Origin of the sequence: Pseudoflavonifractor phocaeensis (genome assembly GCF_021531815.1) — a bacterium.
In the GTDB taxonomy this organism is placed as follows: domain Bacteria; phylum Bacillota; class Clostridia; order Oscillospirales; family Oscillospiraceae; genus Lawsonibacter; species Lawsonibacter phocaeensis_A.
In genome coordinates this window covers 26827-41538 of the sequence record NZ_JADYUM010000001.1, presented here as the reverse complement: position 1 = coordinate 41538, position 14712 = coordinate 26827, and the positions used below count along the sequence as shown (strand labels likewise).

The 14712-nt window shown below is 59.9% G+C and carries 14 protein-coding genes; 10 read left to right on the top strand and 4 right to left on the bottom strand.

What is annotated here, in order from left to right:
- Window positions 1–248 precede the first annotated feature (248 nt).
- The 5 genes from I6E42_RS00175 to I6E42_RS00155 all read left to right on the top strand — a co-directional run bounded on the left by I6E42_RS00175 (window position 249) and on the right by I6E42_RS00155 (window position 6549).
- Window positions 249–1031, top strand: coding sequence for an enoyl-CoA hydratase/isomerase family protein (locus I6E42_RS00175; protein ID WP_235369682.1), 783 nt, complete (start codon window positions 249–251; stop codon window positions 1029–1031).
- Between the two features lie 56 nt (window positions 1032–1087).
- Window positions 1088–2290, top strand: coding sequence for a CaiB/BaiF CoA transferase family protein (locus tag I6E42_RS00170; protein WP_235369681.1), 1203 nt, complete (start codon window positions 1088–1090; stop codon window positions 2288–2290).
- Between the two features lie 48 nt (window positions 2291–2338).
- On the top strand, window positions 2339–3634 hold the full coding sequence (locus I6E42_RS00165; RefSeq protein ID WP_268841820.1) for a 2-hydroxyacyl-CoA dehydratase subunit D: 1296 nt from the start codon (window positions 2339–2341) through the stop codon (window positions 3632–3634).
- On the top strand, window positions 3627–4754 hold the full coding sequence (locus tag I6E42_RS00160) for a 2-hydroxyacyl-CoA dehydratase subunit D (RefSeq protein ID WP_235369680.1): 1128 nt from the start codon (window positions 3627–3629) through the stop codon (window positions 4752–4754). Before I6E42_RS00165 ends, I6E42_RS00160 begins: the two co-directional genes overlap by 8 nt.
- A 178-nt stretch (window positions 4755–4932) precedes the next feature.
- Window positions 4933–6549, top strand: coding sequence for a putative manganese-dependent inorganic diphosphatase (locus I6E42_RS00155; protein ID WP_235369679.1), 1617 nt, complete (start codon window positions 4933–4935; stop codon window positions 6547–6549).
- A gap of 114 nt (window positions 6550–6663) precedes the next feature.
- On the opposite strand, the gene I6E42_RS00150 is transcribed toward I6E42_RS00155, so the two are convergent.
- Together I6E42_RS00150 and I6E42_RS00145 are read right to left on the bottom strand one after the other, a co-directional pair.
- Entirely contained in the window at window positions 6664–7629 is a 966-nt protein-coding gene (locus tag I6E42_RS00150; RefSeq protein WP_235369678.1) for a P1 family peptidase, read from the bottom strand.
- Window positions 7630–7749: 120 nt separating this feature from the next.
- Complete coding sequence (locus tag I6E42_RS00145) at window positions 7750–8193, bottom strand: HAD family hydrolase (RefSeq protein ID WP_235369677.1); 444 nt, start codon at window positions 8191–8193, stop codon at window positions 7750–7752.
- Window positions 8194–8737: 544 nt separating this feature from the next.
- Here I6E42_RS00145 and I6E42_RS12950 point away from each other — a divergent pair.
- The 5 genes from I6E42_RS12950 (at window position 8738) to I6E42_RS00120 (ending at window position 12931) form a co-directional block, all read left to right on the top strand.
- Window positions 8738–8896: a helix-turn-helix transcriptional regulator gene (locus I6E42_RS12950; protein WP_328284064.1), complete on the top strand. Its 159-nt coding sequence runs from the start codon at window positions 8738–8740 to the stop codon at window positions 8894–8896.
- Between the two features lie 244 nt (window positions 8897–9140).
- On the top strand, window positions 9141–10526 hold the full coding sequence (locus tag I6E42_RS00135) for an MATE family efflux transporter (RefSeq protein WP_235369676.1): 1386 nt from the start codon (window positions 9141–9143) through the stop codon (window positions 10524–10526).
- A 162-nt stretch (window positions 10527–10688) separates the two neighbouring features.
- Window positions 10689–11189 carry a CarD family transcriptional regulator gene (locus I6E42_RS00130; RefSeq protein WP_235369675.1) on the top strand — a complete coding sequence of 167 codons (501 nt, stop codon included), beginning with the start codon at window positions 10689–10691 and terminating at the stop codon, window positions 11187–11189.
- Window positions 11190–11218: 29 nt separating this feature from the next.
- Complete coding sequence (locus tag I6E42_RS00125) at window positions 11219–11842, top strand: cytidylate kinase-like family protein (RefSeq protein WP_235369674.1); 624 nt, start codon at window positions 11219–11221, stop codon at window positions 11840–11842.
- 165 nt (window positions 11843–12007) lie between these two features.
- Window positions 12008–12931 (top strand): DMT family transporter, encoded by a 924-nt coding sequence (locus I6E42_RS00120; protein ID WP_235369673.1) that lies wholly within the window; start codon window positions 12008–12010, stop codon window positions 12929–12931.
- 48 nt (window positions 12932–12979) lie between these two features.
- On the opposite strand, the gene I6E42_RS00115 is transcribed toward I6E42_RS00120, so the two are convergent.
- Complete coding sequence (locus tag I6E42_RS00115; RefSeq protein WP_235369672.1) at window positions 12980–14137, bottom strand: AI-2E family transporter; 1158 nt, start codon at window positions 14135–14137, stop codon at window positions 12980–12982.
- Between the two features lie 41 nt (window positions 14138–14178).
- Window positions 14179–14676 (bottom strand): ribosome maturation factor RimM, encoded by a 498-nt coding sequence (gene rimM / locus I6E42_RS00110; RefSeq protein WP_235369671.1) that lies wholly within the window; start codon window positions 14674–14676, stop codon window positions 14179–14181.
- Window positions 14677–14712: the final 36 nt, after the last annotated feature.

The following is a 14712-nucleotide window of genomic DNA, read 5'->3' as shown; positions in this document are numbered from 1 at the left end:
TGAGGAAATGACCCGGGGGAGGGAGGCAGAAGCGGGCGGCACGGCCGGAAAGATTCCGGACCGGGACAGGAGAAGCACAAGCGGTGTTTCGGGCTGTAAAGAGAGGGCTGGAAGAAATCGCGGCAGAGGGGAGCGGGAGAGAGGAACGAGGGGAAATTGGCATGATTTTTGCTTGCTTAGATGAAAGAGAAGATTTGGCATATAGCTCCATGAAACGCTGAATCAAGAAGGAGAAAGACGGTGCTACTATGAACTTTGAAAATGTTTTATATGAGAATAAGGAGGGTATTCTGTATTTGACGCTGAACAGGCCGGAGGCCCGGAACGCGTTGACGCCTGAAATGTGGCGGGACATCAGCGCGGCGGTCCGCTGCGCCCGGGAGGACGATTCCGTCAAAGTGGTGATCGTGACCGGAGCCGGGGACAAGGCCCTGGCCAGCGGCGCGGATATCCGGGAACTTCACGACCGGGACCACATGGTCCAGATGGTCGGCACCGCTACCATCGCGCTGAAGGAACTGGAAGATCTGGCCAAGCCCGTGATCTGTGCCATCAACGGCTACGCCCTGGGCGGCGGCTGTGAGTTGGCCCTGGCCTGTGACATCCGCATTGCCACCCGGCGATCCAAGTTCGGACAGCCTGAGGTCAACCTGGGCCTGATCCCCGGCGCCGGTGGCACCCAGCGCCTGGTCCGCCTGGTCGGCCCGGGCAAGGCGAAGGAACTGATCTTCTCCGGTGCCATCATCACTGCCGAGGAGGCCAAGGAGATCGGTCTGGTGAACCGGGTGACGGAGGATACCCGCGAGGCCGTGATGGCGGAGGCGGAGGCCTTGGCCAGACAGATCATGACCAAGGGTCCCGTGGCCGTCTCCATGGCCAAGATCTGTATCAACATGGGCAGCAACACGGACATGGCCACCGGCCTGATGATGGAGCGCATGGCCCAGACCATCGCCCTGAGCACCGATGACCGGAAAGAGGGCACCGCGGCTTTCCTGGAGAAGCGTCCCGCCCAGTTCAAGGGCCGCTGATCCCGCCCATATGGATTTGTTGAATAAACTGTAAGGTTTGAGGAGGATTATTGATTATGAAACCCATGGAAGGTATTCGTGTCATCGAGCTGTCCACGATGCTGGCCGGTCCCATGACCGCCCGTATTCTGGCCGAGTGGGGCGCTGACGTCATCAAGGTGGAGTCCATGAACGGAGACGCCTGGCGTAAGCAAGCCGGAACCACCATGTCTCCCTGCACCAAGGATGCCAACCCCAACTTCGACATGCAGAACCTGAACAAGCGCTTTGTCTCTCTGAATCTGCGCACCAAAGAGGGACACGACGCCATGATGAAGCTGCTGGAGAATGCCGACGTTCTGATTACCAATTACCGCACCCAGGCTCTGGAGGGCATGGGCCTGGCCTATGAGCAGGTGAAGGAAAGATTCCCCCGCCTGATCCACGCCCATGTGCTGGGATACGGCGACAAGGGTCCGGATAAGGACCGCCCCGGCTATGACTATACCGCCTTCTTCTCCCGCTCCGGACTGATGGCCGACCTGCCCCCCGCAGGCGCCGGTCCTCTGGTCCCCATCGGCGGCGTAGGCGACCACAGTGTGGCCGTGGCCATGTCCGGCGGTATCGCCGCCGCCCTGTACCGCCGGGAGAAGACCGGTGTGGGCGATAAGGTGGACGTGTCCCTGCTCCAGATCGGCGCCTTTATCGGCAGCACCGGTATCCTGAACGGCTTCAATGGCCGCAAGCTCCCCCGTGACCGCTATGACTGCGGACACGCCGGCAGCAATACATACCAGGGCTCCGACGGCGAGTGGCTCTACCTGGCCGTCATCGACTTCCGCCGCTTCCCCGAGTTCTGCGCCCTCATTGGAATGCCAGAGATCGCCACCGACCCCAAGTACTCCACTCCCGCGGCCTATTACGCCAATAAGACCGAGCTGACCCACATCTTTGACAAGGTGTTTGCCCAGCACCCCGTGGCCTACTGGGACAAGGTACTGGAGGAGCATGACCTGCCCCATGAGGTGCTGCGGCACTTCAAGGACGTGCCCGACGATCCCCAGGCCATTGCCAACCACTATGTCCACAAGCATGAGTATTCGGACGGCACCAAGACGGTGTTTGTGAATGGTCCCGTTCACTTCGCTTCCGTGGACCCGGAGCAGTTTGAGTACAAGCCTTCCCGGGAGATCGGCGCCGACACCGCCGAGGTCCTGGCCGAGCTGGGGTATTCCAAGGAGAAGATCGCCGACATGTACGAAAAGCAGGAGATCCGTTGATCCTCCCGCGTGTATTCTGAAAATTTTTTGAGAGAAGGTCAGAACCTGATGAGTGAACCTGTTGCCAACGTGGAAGCCACCGCCGCTCCCGCGCCAAAGCCCAAGCGTCCCAAGCCCAAGTCCATGATCATGATCGGGGAACAGACCGCCGCCCTGTTTGAGAATGCCCGTCTGGCCAAAGAGCGGGGAGAGAAGGTAGGCTGGTCCGCCTCCATCTTCCCCCAGGAGATCGCTGAGACCCTGGGGCTGAACGTGCTGTATCCTGAAAACCACGCCGCCGGTATTGCCGCCCGCCACCAGGCCGATCCCTTCCTCCAGGAGTGCGAAGGCGCCCTGGGATATTCCAACGACCTGTGCGCTTACGCCAAGTTGAATCTGGCCTACGCCGCCGTCCTCAACGGCGAGAGTGAGGTGGAGCTGCCCGACGGCGGCAAGATGGTCAAGCCCGACTTCCTGCTGCTGACCAACAACATCTGCAACCAGCTGACCAAGTGGTATGAGAACCTGGCCCGCCAGCTGGACATCCCCGTTTTCTTCATCGATACCTGCTATAACCCCTTCGACTACGTCACGGAGACCCGGGTGCGCTATGTCCGGGCCCAGATCGACCAGCTGATCAAGGATCTGTGTGAGTTCACCGGGAAGACCTGGGACGATGAGCGGTTCAAGAAGATCATGGAGATCTCCCAGCGCAACAGCTATCTGTGGGAGCGGGCTAACGGCCTGCTGGACCACAAGCCCGCCCCCATCGGCGGCTTCGAGCTGTTCAACTACATGTCCGCCATGGTGTGCAACCGGGGCAAGGAATCCACCACCGCCATCATGGAGCAGCTGAACGCCGAGATGGAGGAGAGCATCAAGAATGGGACTTCCACTTTCCCTGTGGAGCAGGAGTACCGTGTCTCCTGGGACGGCATCGCCTGCTGGCCCTTCCTGAGCCATAACCTGCGCACCCTGAAGAAGTACGGCATCAACATGGTGGCCTCCAGCTACGGCAAGGCGTGGGCCATCAACTACGAGGACCTGGACGGCATGGCCCGGGCCTACTGCTTTGCCTCCACCAACGGCGATAACCTGACCACCATGCTGTCCCGCCGCCTGGAGGCCCTCCGGCAGTTTGACTGCGACGGCACCATCTACCACGTCAACCGCAGCTGTAAGGTCATGGACTGCCAGATGATGGAGGTCCAGCGCCAGCTGTCTGAACTGGCCGGCGTACCCTTCACCTCCTTCGACGGCGATCAGGCGGACTACCGCAACTACAGCGAGGCCCAGTTTGAGACGCGGATCCAGGGCCTGGTGGAAGTCATGAAGCAGAACAAGGAGGCGAAGAACAATGGCTGATCTGAAGGAAAATCTGGCGCTGCTGAAGGCGGCCTGTGATAATCCGAAGGCCCGTCTGGACTACTATCTGGCCCAGGGAAAGAAAGTGGTGGGCTGCTTCCCGCCCTATACCCCGGAGGAGTTGGTCCACGCTTCCGGCATGATCCCCATGGGGCTTTGGGGCGGCCAGGTGGAGCCGAAGCTGGCCAAGAGCTATCTGCCTGCCTTCGCCTGTCCCATCATGCAGTCTGATATGGAGTTCGGGCTGAACGGGACCTATGAGGGTCTGTCCGCTGTGATCATTCCCGCCATCTGTGACACCCTGCGGTGCATGACCCAGAACTGGCGGTTCGGCGTGAAGTCCATCCCTATGATCCCCATCGTCTACCCCCAGAACCGCAAGTCTCCCGCCAGTGTGGACTACCTGATCAGCGAGTTTGAAACTGTGCTGACCATGCTGACCACCATCACCGGGAACATGATGAATGAGGCCGCCCTGTGCCGGTCCATCAACATCTATAACGAGCATAACGCCATCATGCGCCGGTTCGCCCAGGTGGCCAACGACCATCTGGACGTTATCACCCCCAAGGTCCGCCACGCCGTGTTCAAGAGCGCCTTCTTCTATGAGAAGGGCGAGCACACCGCCATCGTCCGCGAGATCGTGGAGGAGCTGGAGAAGCTGCCTGTCTGCCATTGGACCGGGCCCAAGGTGGTGCTGGCCGGCATCACCTGTGAACCTGACCAGATCCTGGACATTCTGTCTGAGAACCAGGTGGCCGTTGTGGCCGACGACCTGGCTCAGGAGTCCCGCCAGTACCGCGCCGATACCCCTGAGAAGGGCGGCGGCGGTCTGAAGCGTCTGGCCCTGCAGTGGAATGAGCGCTACGGCTGCAGCCTGATCCATGAGCTGGGCAAGCCCAGAGGGGCCATGCTGGTCAAGATGTGCCAGGAGACCGGCGCCCAGGGCGTTATCTCCTGCATGATGAAGTTCTGCGACCCGGAGGAGTACGACCAGCCCTGGTACGAGAACGATCTGCATGACGCCGGGTACCACACCGTGGCCGTCAGCATCGACCAGCAGGTCGGCAGCTTCGAGCAGATCCGCACCCGCATCCAGAGCTTCTGCGAAATGTTGTAAAAAGAAGGACCACCGGCCTGCCGGTGGTCCTTTTCTATTTGCCGGAGACTTTTCAGGAATCCGGAGAGGTTTCCAGGTTTTCCTTGCCAAGTTCGGAAGAAGGATTTATACTAAAGCAAACACGTTCGCTTTTTCCGGCCCGGCTTCGCCGCGGCGGACGACTTGAAGGAGAAGATTGATGGATACGATCTATATCACCGGACACCGCAACCCGGATACCGATTCCATCGTGTCGGCCATGGCTTACGCCGCGCTGAAAAATGCCCTGGGAGACCGCCGGTACCAGGCGGCACGGTTGGGGCAGATCAGCGACGAGACCCAGGCCGTTCTGGAACGGTTTGGGGTGCAGCCTCCCCAGCTGATCACCAACCTGCGCACCCAGGTCCAGGACCTGGACTATGATACGCCGCCGCTGTTGTCCCCGGGCGCCACCATCAGCCGTGCCTGGCAGACCATGCAGGCGGATAAGATCTCTGTTCTCCCCGTAGGCAACGAGGACGGCACCCTGTACGGCATGATCTCAGCGGGCGACATTGCCAGCAGCGACGTGGCCTCCGTGAGCGACCCCTACATCAAGGGGATCCCCGTCTATAACCTGCTGTCCGTGCTGGAGGGCAGGATCCTGAACAAGAGCGGCGAGATGCGGGACGTCATCGCCGGCGAGGTGACCATTGCCCTGCCCACCGGCCGGGAGAATCTGATTTTTTCCCGCCGGGACAGCATCGTGGTCTGCGGCGACCAGCCCGATATGATCCGCCGGGCGCTGGAGCTGAATGTGAACTGCGTCATCGTCTGCCAGGCGGAGGTGTGCCAGGAGCTGTTGGAGATGGAGACGGAAACCTGCATCATCTCCACTCCCTTTGATGCCTACCGGGTGGTGCGCCTGATCTGTCAGGCCATGCCCATCAGCGGCATCTGCAAGCGCCAGGACCTAGTGTACTTCCACTTGGAGGATTACATCGACGACGTAAAGAACAAGGTGTTGGAGAGCCGTTTCCGTGCCTACCCCATTCTGGATGAAAACGAGCGGGTGGTAGGCATGCTGTCACGGTTCCACCTGCTGCGGCCCCGCCGGAAGCGTGTCATCCTCATGGACCACAACGAACTGGCCCAGTCGGTGGCCGGCCTGGACCAGGCGGAGATCCTGGAGATCGTGGACCACCACCGCCTGGCCGACATCGAGACCAAGAACCCCATCTACGTCCGTAACGAGCCCGTGGGCAGTACCAACACCATCGTGGCCGGGATGTATCAGGAGAAAGGCTTGATGCCCAGCGAGACCATGGCAGGCCTCATGGCGGCGGCCATCGTGTCCGATACCGTCATGTTCAAATCTCCCACCTGCACCCAGCGGGACATCGACGTGGCCAACCGGATGGCCCGGATCGCCAATGTCTCCCTGGAGGAGCTGGGACAGGCCATCTTCTCCGCCACCTGCGGCGATGACAAAACGGTAGAGGCCATGCTGGGCACCGATTATAAGGAGTTCCATATTGCCGGCCACAACCTTGCGGTGAGCCAGATCACCTGCATGGACTCTGAGCGGCTGCTGAAGCGCCGGGACGAGTTCCTGGCGGCCATGCGGGAAAACCGCCGGAGGAACAAGCTGGATATGGTGCTGCTGATGATCACCGATGTGCTGCTGGACGGCACGCAGTTGCTGTTCGTGGGGGATGAGGATAACGTCCGTCAGGCGTTCAATATCCGCAGCAAGGAGGACAATTGCGCTTTCCTGCCCAAGATCCTCTCCCGGAAGAAACAGATCATCCCCATGCTGACCAGTTTGTGGGGCTAAATACAGAGCGAAAAACACCCCGGAAACGGCTTGCGCCGTCTCCGGGGTGTTTTCGTGGAAGGGGGCCGGAAAGTTTGCCCCCTCACAGGCCCTGCGATAAGTTGATTGAAAAGGTCAATCGCCGTGAATGGCTTCCCAACCGGGCAGGCCGTAGGCGGAACGGGCGGACTGCACCGCACGGAGAATGGCCCGCTCCATGGCCAGGGCGGCCATGGCTCCCACCACGTTGAGGTCACCGGGGACCTGTCCCACCGACAGGGCGTAGATGCTGTCGCCGTCGGCGGTGGTGTGGACCGGGCGGATGGCCCGGGCGTAGCCGTTGTGGGTCATGCCGGCGATCTTGGTCAGCTGCGTTTTCTGGAACCTGGCGTTGGTGACGATCACGCCAAGGGTGGTGTTCCCGGTAAAGAGGTTCTCCGCCAGGGTGACGTCACGGAACAGCTCGTCCAAGGTGCTGGCCAGGCCGGTCCGCTCCGGGTCCAGCAGTCCGGCCACCTGCCGGCCGTCGGGTCCATAGATGTCACCCAGGGCGTTGACAGCCACCAGGGCGCCCACCTTCAGGGCCCCGGCCTGGAGGGCGTAGGTGCCGAAGCCGGACTTCATGGCCCGGTCAATTCCGCGGTACTTGCCCACGGAGCAGCCGGTGCCGGCCCCCACGTTGCCCTCAGCGGGGGCGGCCGCGCTGGCGTTTTCGCAGGCGGCATAGGCCATGGCGGCGTCGGGACGGATGTCTTTGCTGCCCACCGACAGGTCAAAGAGGCAGGACTGGCTGACCAGAGGGACCTTGGTGACTCCCACGTCAAAGCCGATGTCCCGCTCCTCCAGATATTTCTGCACTCCGCCGGCGGAGTCCAGGCCGAAGGCGCTGCCTCCGGAGAGGAGCACCGCGTTGATGCCCTCGGCATTGGCCACCGGATTCAGGATCTGGGACTCCCGGGAAGCGGGGCCGCCGCCCCGGACGTCCAGTCCGGCGGGACTCATCCGGTCGCATAGGATCACAGTGCAGCCGGTGGCGGCCTCCACGTTCTGGGCGTGGCCCACCCGGAAGCCGCCCACCTCCATAATACCGATCTCGTTCATAGAATGGAACGCACCTCGCTTCAATGTAAAGTATATTCCCTTGCTGACAAAATTGCCTGAGTGCGGATAAAGGTCAGACGCCTGACATGCTCCGGGACAGGGGCAATCTGGCGGGAGAAATCAATTACCAGAGCTGCGGACCATGGCGCCGTAGTCCGGTACCGTCTCGTCCGCAAGGTCCCGGGCCTCTGGGGCGTGGCCCGTGCCCACCAGGACCACGGGAAAACCCGCGGCCTTCAACACGGCGGCCATGTCTCCCCGGGCGGTAAAAACCGCTGTGGCGGGCAGAGCGGTCCGCAGCCGCCGCACCGCCTTTTCATAGATGCCGGGCTGCTGGAGGCCGATGCCCTGCTCGGGGGCGGACAGGATGCCGCGGAAAAAGGCGGAGAGGCCGTTGGCCTCCAATGTCTGCTGGGCCAGGGCGGAGGGCCCGCCGGTGACCAGGTACATCCACACATCCTCCACCTTCATCAGGGAAAGGAAAGGCTCCAGCCCGGGCAGGGGAGAACCTTCCCTGTCCAACACGGCACCTTCAAGATCAAAGATCGCGCCTTGCAGTCTCATAATACCTCCACTTCGGCCGGGAACCCTGTGTTGCCCGGTCTTCCAAGGGAACTGTGGGTTATATTATACCAAATTCCCTGAAAATTACAATGCGGATCTGGACCATGGGGAGGGAAAGCAAAAATCAAGCTTTTGCAACGGGATCCTTCAGACTGCCTTTTCCCTTTTGAACGGATGCCGGAAACTTCGGCGGTTTCATCAACGATCTTTGTTACACATAGTTTCATGGCATGGTATGATAAACTCGATCAATCGAAAGTTGTTTTTCTGTAGAAATTGCCCTGTAACCCAAAGTTGCGCAATAGTTGGTAGAGCAACTGAAGAAGAATTAGTATAATCACAGTAAAAATGAGGTTGAAAATATGTTTTTTAGATTACCTATTTTACTTGTGTTTCCTGTTTATCTTGCAATAATTTTGGCGTTAATTTACTTTTGATAAAGGCATTGCGGAAATATCTCAAATCAGAAACTGTAAGAAAGGAAAAGACGGAGATTGCAAAATCCCTTGGGGAGGTCATAAAGCGACACCGAATGGAGTGCCAAATGACTCAAGAGTTTGTAGCTGAAGCGCTTGGCGTTAGCAGACAGGCCATTTCGAAATGGGAAAGCGGTGCTTCTGATCCCAGTACTTCAAATCTCTCTGCACTGGCAAAACTCTTTGGGACAACTGCAGAAGAGTTATTAAGAGAATTGAGACAATAACAAATTCCGGTTTGTCAAACGGCTGGAAAGGCGCTGTCAGAGAAGATAGCCTGTTTCGGCGGGGGCGTGCAGAAATAACATACATCCGTGCAAAGGGAAAGGAGAGTTTTCAGAAGAAAACTTGACAAATCCAACTTTTCAGCCTAAAATATAACCGTTGCGTAGCAGAAATGCGTAAGTCCAGACCGGACTTACGCATTTCTTTTTTTATGCGGCATTTTGTTCTTAGGAGGAAAGTCAAAGTATGGAACAAGAAAACAGTCAATTTTTAGCCACCGAGCGGGTGGGACGGCTGATGCTGAAGTTCGCGGTCCCCTGCGTCATCTCCCTGCTGGTGGCTGCCCTTTACAACATTGTGGACCAGATCTTCATCGGCTGGGGCGTGGGCATGCTGGGCAACGGGGCCACCAACGTGGTCTTCCCCCTGACAGTGGCGGCGCTGGCCGTGGCCACCATGATCGGGGACGGCGCCTGTTCCTTCGTCAGCATCAGCCTGGGACGGGGAGACCAGGAGCACGCCCGCCGTACCGTGGGCAACGCGGTGGTGCTGGCACTGGCCAGCGGACTGATCCTGGCGGCCGTCTACCTGGCGGGCCGGGAGCCTATTTTGTGGCTCTTTGGAGCCACGGAGAGTAACTTCGCCTGCGCCTGGGATTACTTTACCTGGATCGGCATGGGCATCCCCTTTTACATGTTCGGCCAGACCATGAACCCGATCATCCGCTCTGACGGCAGTCCCCGCTTCGCCATGGCATCCACCCTGGCGGGCGCAGTGGCCAACGTGATCCTGGACCCCATCGCCATCTTCGTGCTGGGCTGGGGGGTCAAGGGCGCGGCTATCGCCACGGTGGCGGGGCAGGTCATCACAGCGGCCCTGGCCCTGTGGTATCTGTTCCGGATGAAGTTGGTAAAGTTGGACCGCCCCAGCTTCACGCTCCGTCCTTCGCTGATGGCCAAGTTCATTCCACTGGGGTTCTGCAGCTTTCTCAGTCAGATCTCTCTGGTGGTCGCCATGGCGACAACCAACAACATGCTGCGGCTCTACGGAGGCCGGTCCATCTACGGAGAGGATATTCCCCTGACGGTGTTGGGCATCGTGATGAAGGTGTTCCAGATCGTGATCTCCATCGTCATCGGAATGGCAGCCGGCTGTATCCCCGTGGTGGGTTTCAACTTCGGTGCCCGGCGTTTTGAGCGGGTCCGGGAACTGATGTGGAAGTTGCTGACCGCTGAGACTATCCTGGGTGTCGCAGCCTTCGCGGTGGTGGAACTCTTCCCCCTGCAGCTGATCGGACTGTTCGGCAGCGAGAGCGAGCTGTATGAGCAGTTCGCCGTTCTCACCTTCCGCATCTACCTGTGTCTGATTATTTTGGCCTGTGTGAACAAGGCGGCGTTTATCTTCCTTCAGTCCCTCGGTAAGCCGATCCAGTCTACCTTCCTGTCTCTGTTCCGGGAAGTGATTTTGGCGGTACCCCTGGTCATGCTGCTGCCCCGAAAATTCGGCCTGATGGGGGTCCTCTATTCCATGCCGGTGTCCGACGCGGTGGCCTTTGTCGCCTCGGTCATTATCATCGTCCAGACGGACCGGCAGCTGAAGCGGGAGATCGCAGCCGGCCGGGAAAAGGCCTGACCGGAGTGCACCTTTAAAATTTTGCTTACATTTTTCTGGAAAATGTGCTATATTTAAGAGGGAACAGCGTGCGGTTTGCAGGATCGTACCCTCTTTTGGGAACTGTGTGAGCCGTGCGCTGCTGTATTGATTGGAGAAATCTTGCGGGAGGTGCGGTCAGGAATGTATCAGGTAGGAGAACTGGTGGTCTATGGCGCGGAGGGCGTCTGCCGTGTGGCGGCCATCGGTCCGCTGGAGATGCGGGGTGCTCAGAAGGGGACGGATTACTACACATTGACGCCCCTGTACGGAGCGGGCAAGATCTTTATCCCGGTGGACACCAACGTCTCCATTCGTCCCGTAATGACCCGGGAGGAGGCGGAGGCGCTGATCGACCGCATCCCTGAGATTCCGGAGGAGGTCTATGAGAACAACAATCCCCGGCTGCTCAACGAACACTATCAGTCTCTGCTGAAAAGCTACGACTGTGTGGATTTGGTACGGCTGATCCGGGCTATCTACGCCAAGGGACGGCGGGGCCGCCGCCTGGGCCAGGTAGATGAACGGACCTTTAAACGGGCGGAGGAGATGCTCCACGGGGAGCTGGCCGCCGCCCTGGACATCCCGCCGGATCAGGTGAAGGACTATATCTGCCGCCGGGTGGAGGCAATGGAGCAAGTCTGAGCCGGAAAGGCCGGCAAGGAGGAATTTTTATGGAGAAAAAAGTGATCACCGTCAGCCGTGAATTTGGCAGCGGCGGCCGGAGTATTGCCAAGGAACTGGCCCAGCGCCTGGGCTGGAGCTATTACGACAAGGAACTGGTCAAGGAGGTGGCGGCCAAGACGGGCTTTGATCCCGCATTCATCGAGGACCGGGGTGAGTTTGCCGCCACCAAGAGCATCCTCTCCTATGCCCTTTCGGGGCAGGGGACGCCGGGAGTCATGCGGGGCATGTCCGCTTCCGACTTTTTGTGGTGCATGCAGCGGGATGTGATCCTGGAACTGGCGGAGAAGGGCAGCTGTGTGATCGTGGGCCGCTGCGCAGACTATATCCTGAGGGAGCGGGAGGACAGCTTCCATGTCTTTGTTCACGCCCCCATGGCGTTCCGGGCGGAGCGCATTGTCCGCCTGTACGGAGAGTCGGAGCGCAGCCCGGAGCAGCGGCTCCAGGAGAAGGACAAGAAGCGCCGGGTGAACTATAAGCACTACACCGGGCGGGACTGGGGCGTGTGCCAGAACTACCACCTGTCCCTGGACAGCGGGGCCCTGGGGGTGGAGCGGTGTCCCGACCTGATCCTGGCGGCGGCGGGCCTGTCCGCGCCGAAGCAGGAGGGCTGAGGAGGAGCTGTGCCCGTGGGGCAATTTTTCCACAGGGCCTAGCTTTTTCCAGAAAAAGCGTGTATACTGGCTTTTGTCTGCTGACAGAGCGCATCTGAGACCGGAGGTCCGGACCGCGTAAGCGGGTCCGGACCTTGATTTTTTGCTTTAGGAGAGGATCCCGATATGGAAAAACGGGCTCTGGGCCATCTGGCCGCCCTGTTTACGGTTTTAAACTGGGGCACCACCTTTATTGCCACCAAGATCCTGCTGCGGGCCTTTGCGCCGGTGGAGATCCTGGTGTTCCGTTTCCTGCTGGGGGTGGCGGCCTTGTTCGTGGCCTGTCCCCATCTGCTGCGGGTGCGGAACCGGCGGCAGGAACTGGCCTTTGCCGCCGCCGGCTTGACCGGAGCCTGCCTCTATTACCTGATGGAGAATGTGGCCCTGTCCTATACCACAGCTGCCAATGTGGGGGTCATCGTTACCGCCGCCCCGCTGTTCACCGCCTTGTTTGCCTGGTGGACGGGCCGGGAGGATGGCCGTCCCAGCGGCTGGTTTTTCCTGGGCTTTGTGACCGCCATGGCGGGTATCTGCCTGATCAGCTTTCCCAGCCTGGCGGAGGTGTCCCTGGACTGGCGGGGAGATCTGTTGGCTCTGGGCGCGGCGGCCATGTGGGGGGTGTATTCCCTGCTGGTACGGCATATCGGGACCTTCGGCTACTCCGTGCTTCAAACCACCCGGCGTACCTTCCTCTACGGTCTGGTATTCATGGTCCCAGCCGCGGCCCTCATGGATTTCCGGTGGGGGCTGGAGCGCTTCGTGGACCCCCTCTATACAGGCACCTTCCTCTATCTGGGCATTGGGGCCTGCGCCCTGTGCTTTGTTACCTGGGGCTTTGCCGTGGGCGCTCTGGGAGCGGTCAAGACCGCAGTATATCTCTATCTCACCCCGGTCATTACCCTGATCTGCTCAGCCCTTGTCCTCCATGAGTCCATGACGCCGGCCTCCCTGGGCGGCGCGGCACTTACCATGCTGGGCCTGCTTCTCTCCCAGTGGGATTCCCTGCGCGGGAAGAAAAAAATTCCAGATGAAGCGCCTGAGGATACATAAAACATGTCCCTTCTCCTCCGCTCAATGCGGCGGGAGAAGGGACGTTTTTTATTCCTGGTCCGGGCTGCCGGCCTCTCCGGCGGACGCCGGAGGGGTGCGGCGCTTTACATCCTCGCGCACCATCTGGTAGCAGGCGGCGGCCAGGGGGACAGCCAACAGCATGCCAAAGATGCCCAGGATGCCGCCTCCCACGGTGACGGCGGCCAGCACCCAGATGCCGGGCAGGCCGATGGAGGACCCTACTACCTTAGGATAGATTAGGTTGCCCTCCAGCTGCTGGAGGACCACAATGAACACCAAAAACAGCAGGGCTTGGACAGGGGAGACGGTAAAGATCATGAAAGCACCCACTCCCGCGCCGATGTAGGCTCCGGCTACGGGGATGAGGGCGGTAAAGCCGATAAGAGCGCCCACCATGGTGGCGTAAGGGAAGCGGAACAGTAGCATGCCGCCCATGCACAGCAGGCCCAGGATCACCGCCTCGGTGCACTGGCCCACCAGGAACCGGCGGAAGCAGTTGTCCAGTGTCTGAAGAAAGTACATCATCCGCTCATACCAGCGGGGCTTCAGGTAGGTCCGGAGGAGCAGAGAAGCTTGACGGCTCAGCCGTTCCTTTCCGGTCAACAGGTAGATGGAGAAGATCAGGCTGACGATGGCGGTGAAGGCGGCGGAAAACAGGGAGGAGAACAGGGACAGAACGGACCCCATGACGCCTCCCAGCCCCTGGCCCAGCCATTTGAGGGCAGTGGACAGGGCCTCCTTCCAATCCACGGTGCCGTCGGTGAGAGCGGCGCCGTAGGAGTTGAGAAGCTGGGACAGGTCCAGATTCTTGTTCAGCAGCATCCCCAGCTCCTCCGCCAGGGGAGCGGCCTTTTGAAACAGCAGACCCACGCACTGGACCAGTTCAGGCAAAATCATCCGGACAATGAGCACCACCAGAGCGGCCAGGCTGGCAAAGGCCAGCAGCAGACAGACTGGCCGCCGAAGCTTGACGGCGGGTCCGGCATTTCCGGGAAAGAGGTGCCGCTCATAAAAACTCATCAGAATATTGACGGCGTAGGCGATGACTCCGCCCAGCAGCAGGGGAAAAGCGGCCCCGGACATGAGGGAGAGGGCCAGACAGAGGGGATCCCAGTAGTGGATGGCCAGGAACAGCCCAAACAGGGTGACGCCCAGCCGGAGAAAGAGCTTCCAATCTTGTCTCATGGCGACCTCCAAGCGCATAGGAAAACAGGCGAGCGAGTGCTTTACAGTCCTTCCATCATGTTGACCCGCAGGTAACCGTCCTCCACATTGGTTTCGGCAATGAATTGGGGAACGGCGGGGATCAGCAGCTCCCGTTCGCCGCCCCGGACCACATAGACGTTGTTGGCGGGCAGGTTCATGATGTCGGCGATCTTGCCCAACACCTGTCCGGACTGGGCGTCCCGGACCTCCAGCCCCATCAGGTCGGCCAGGAAGAAGCTGCCCTTGGGCAGCTTGGCGTCGGCCCGGTCAATATAGAGGATGGCGTTGCGCATGGACAGGGCGCTTGGCACGTCGGTGATCCCCTCAAACTTGAGGATGACCATGTTCTTGTGGACCCGGGCCCGCTCCACCTTGATGGGCCAGTGGGCCTGGTCGACGTACAGGGTCTTGAATTGACACAGAAATTCCGGAGAGTCCGCCCAAGGCTGGACCCGTACCTCACCCATCACGCCGTGGGTGCTGGTGACTTTTCCCACTTCCAGATATTGTTCCGGCATTGTGTGATCCTCCGTTGTAGTAAATTGTATTGAGAA

Bases quoted from the DNA above. Each gene is read 5' to 3' on its own strand.
- I6E42_RS00120 (WP_235369673.1), top strand. From the start codon at position 12,008: ATGGAAAAACGGGCTCTGGGCCATCTGGCCGCCCTGTTTACGGTTTTA.
- I6E42_RS00170 (WP_235369681.1), top strand. From the start codon at position 1,088: ATGAAACCCATGGAAGGTATTCGTGTCATCGAGCTGTCCACGATGCTG.
- I6E42_RS00165 (WP_268841820.1), top strand. From the start codon at position 2,339: ATGAGTGAACCTGTTGCCAACGTGGAAGCCACCGCCGCTCCCGCGCCA.
- I6E42_RS00125 (WP_235369674.1), top strand. From the start codon at position 11,219: ATGGAGAAAAAAGTGATCACCGTCAGCCGTGAATTTGGCAGCGGCGGC.
- I6E42_RS00155 (WP_235369679.1), top strand. From the start codon at position 4,933: ATGGATACGATCTATATCACCGGACACCGCAACCCGGATACCGATTCC.
- I6E42_RS00115 (WP_235369672.1), bottom strand. From the start codon at position 14,137: ATGAGACAAGATTGGAAGCTCTTTCTCCGGCTGGGCGTCACCCTGTTT.
- I6E42_RS00150 (WP_235369678.1), bottom strand. From the start codon at position 7,629: ATGAACGAGATCGGTATTATGGAGGTGGGCGGCTTCCGGGTGGGCCAC.
- I6E42_RS00175 (WP_235369682.1), top strand. From the start codon at position 249: ATGAACTTTGAAAATGTTTTATATGAGAATAAGGAGGGTATTCTGTAT.
- I6E42_RS00160 (WP_235369680.1), top strand. From the start codon at position 3,627: ATGGCTGATCTGAAGGAAAATCTGGCGCTGCTGAAGGCGGCCTGTGAT.
- I6E42_RS00130 (WP_235369675.1), top strand. From the start codon at position 10,689: ATGTATCAGGTAGGAGAACTGGTGGTCTATGGCGCGGAGGGCGTCTGC.
- I6E42_RS00145 (WP_235369677.1), bottom strand. From the start codon at position 8,193: ATGAGACTGCAAGGCGCGATCTTTGATCTTGAAGGTGCCGTGTTGGAC.
- I6E42_RS00135 (WP_235369676.1), top strand. From the start codon at position 9,141: ATGGAACAAGAAAACAGTCAATTTTTAGCCACCGAGCGGGTGGGACGG.
- rimM (WP_235369671.1), bottom strand. From the start codon at position 14,676: ATGCCGGAACAATATCTGGAAGTGGGAAAAGTCACCAGCACCCACGGC.
- I6E42_RS12950 (WP_328284064.1), top strand. From the start codon at position 8,738: ATGACTCAAGAGTTTGTAGCTGAAGCGCTTGGCGTTAGCAGACAGGCC.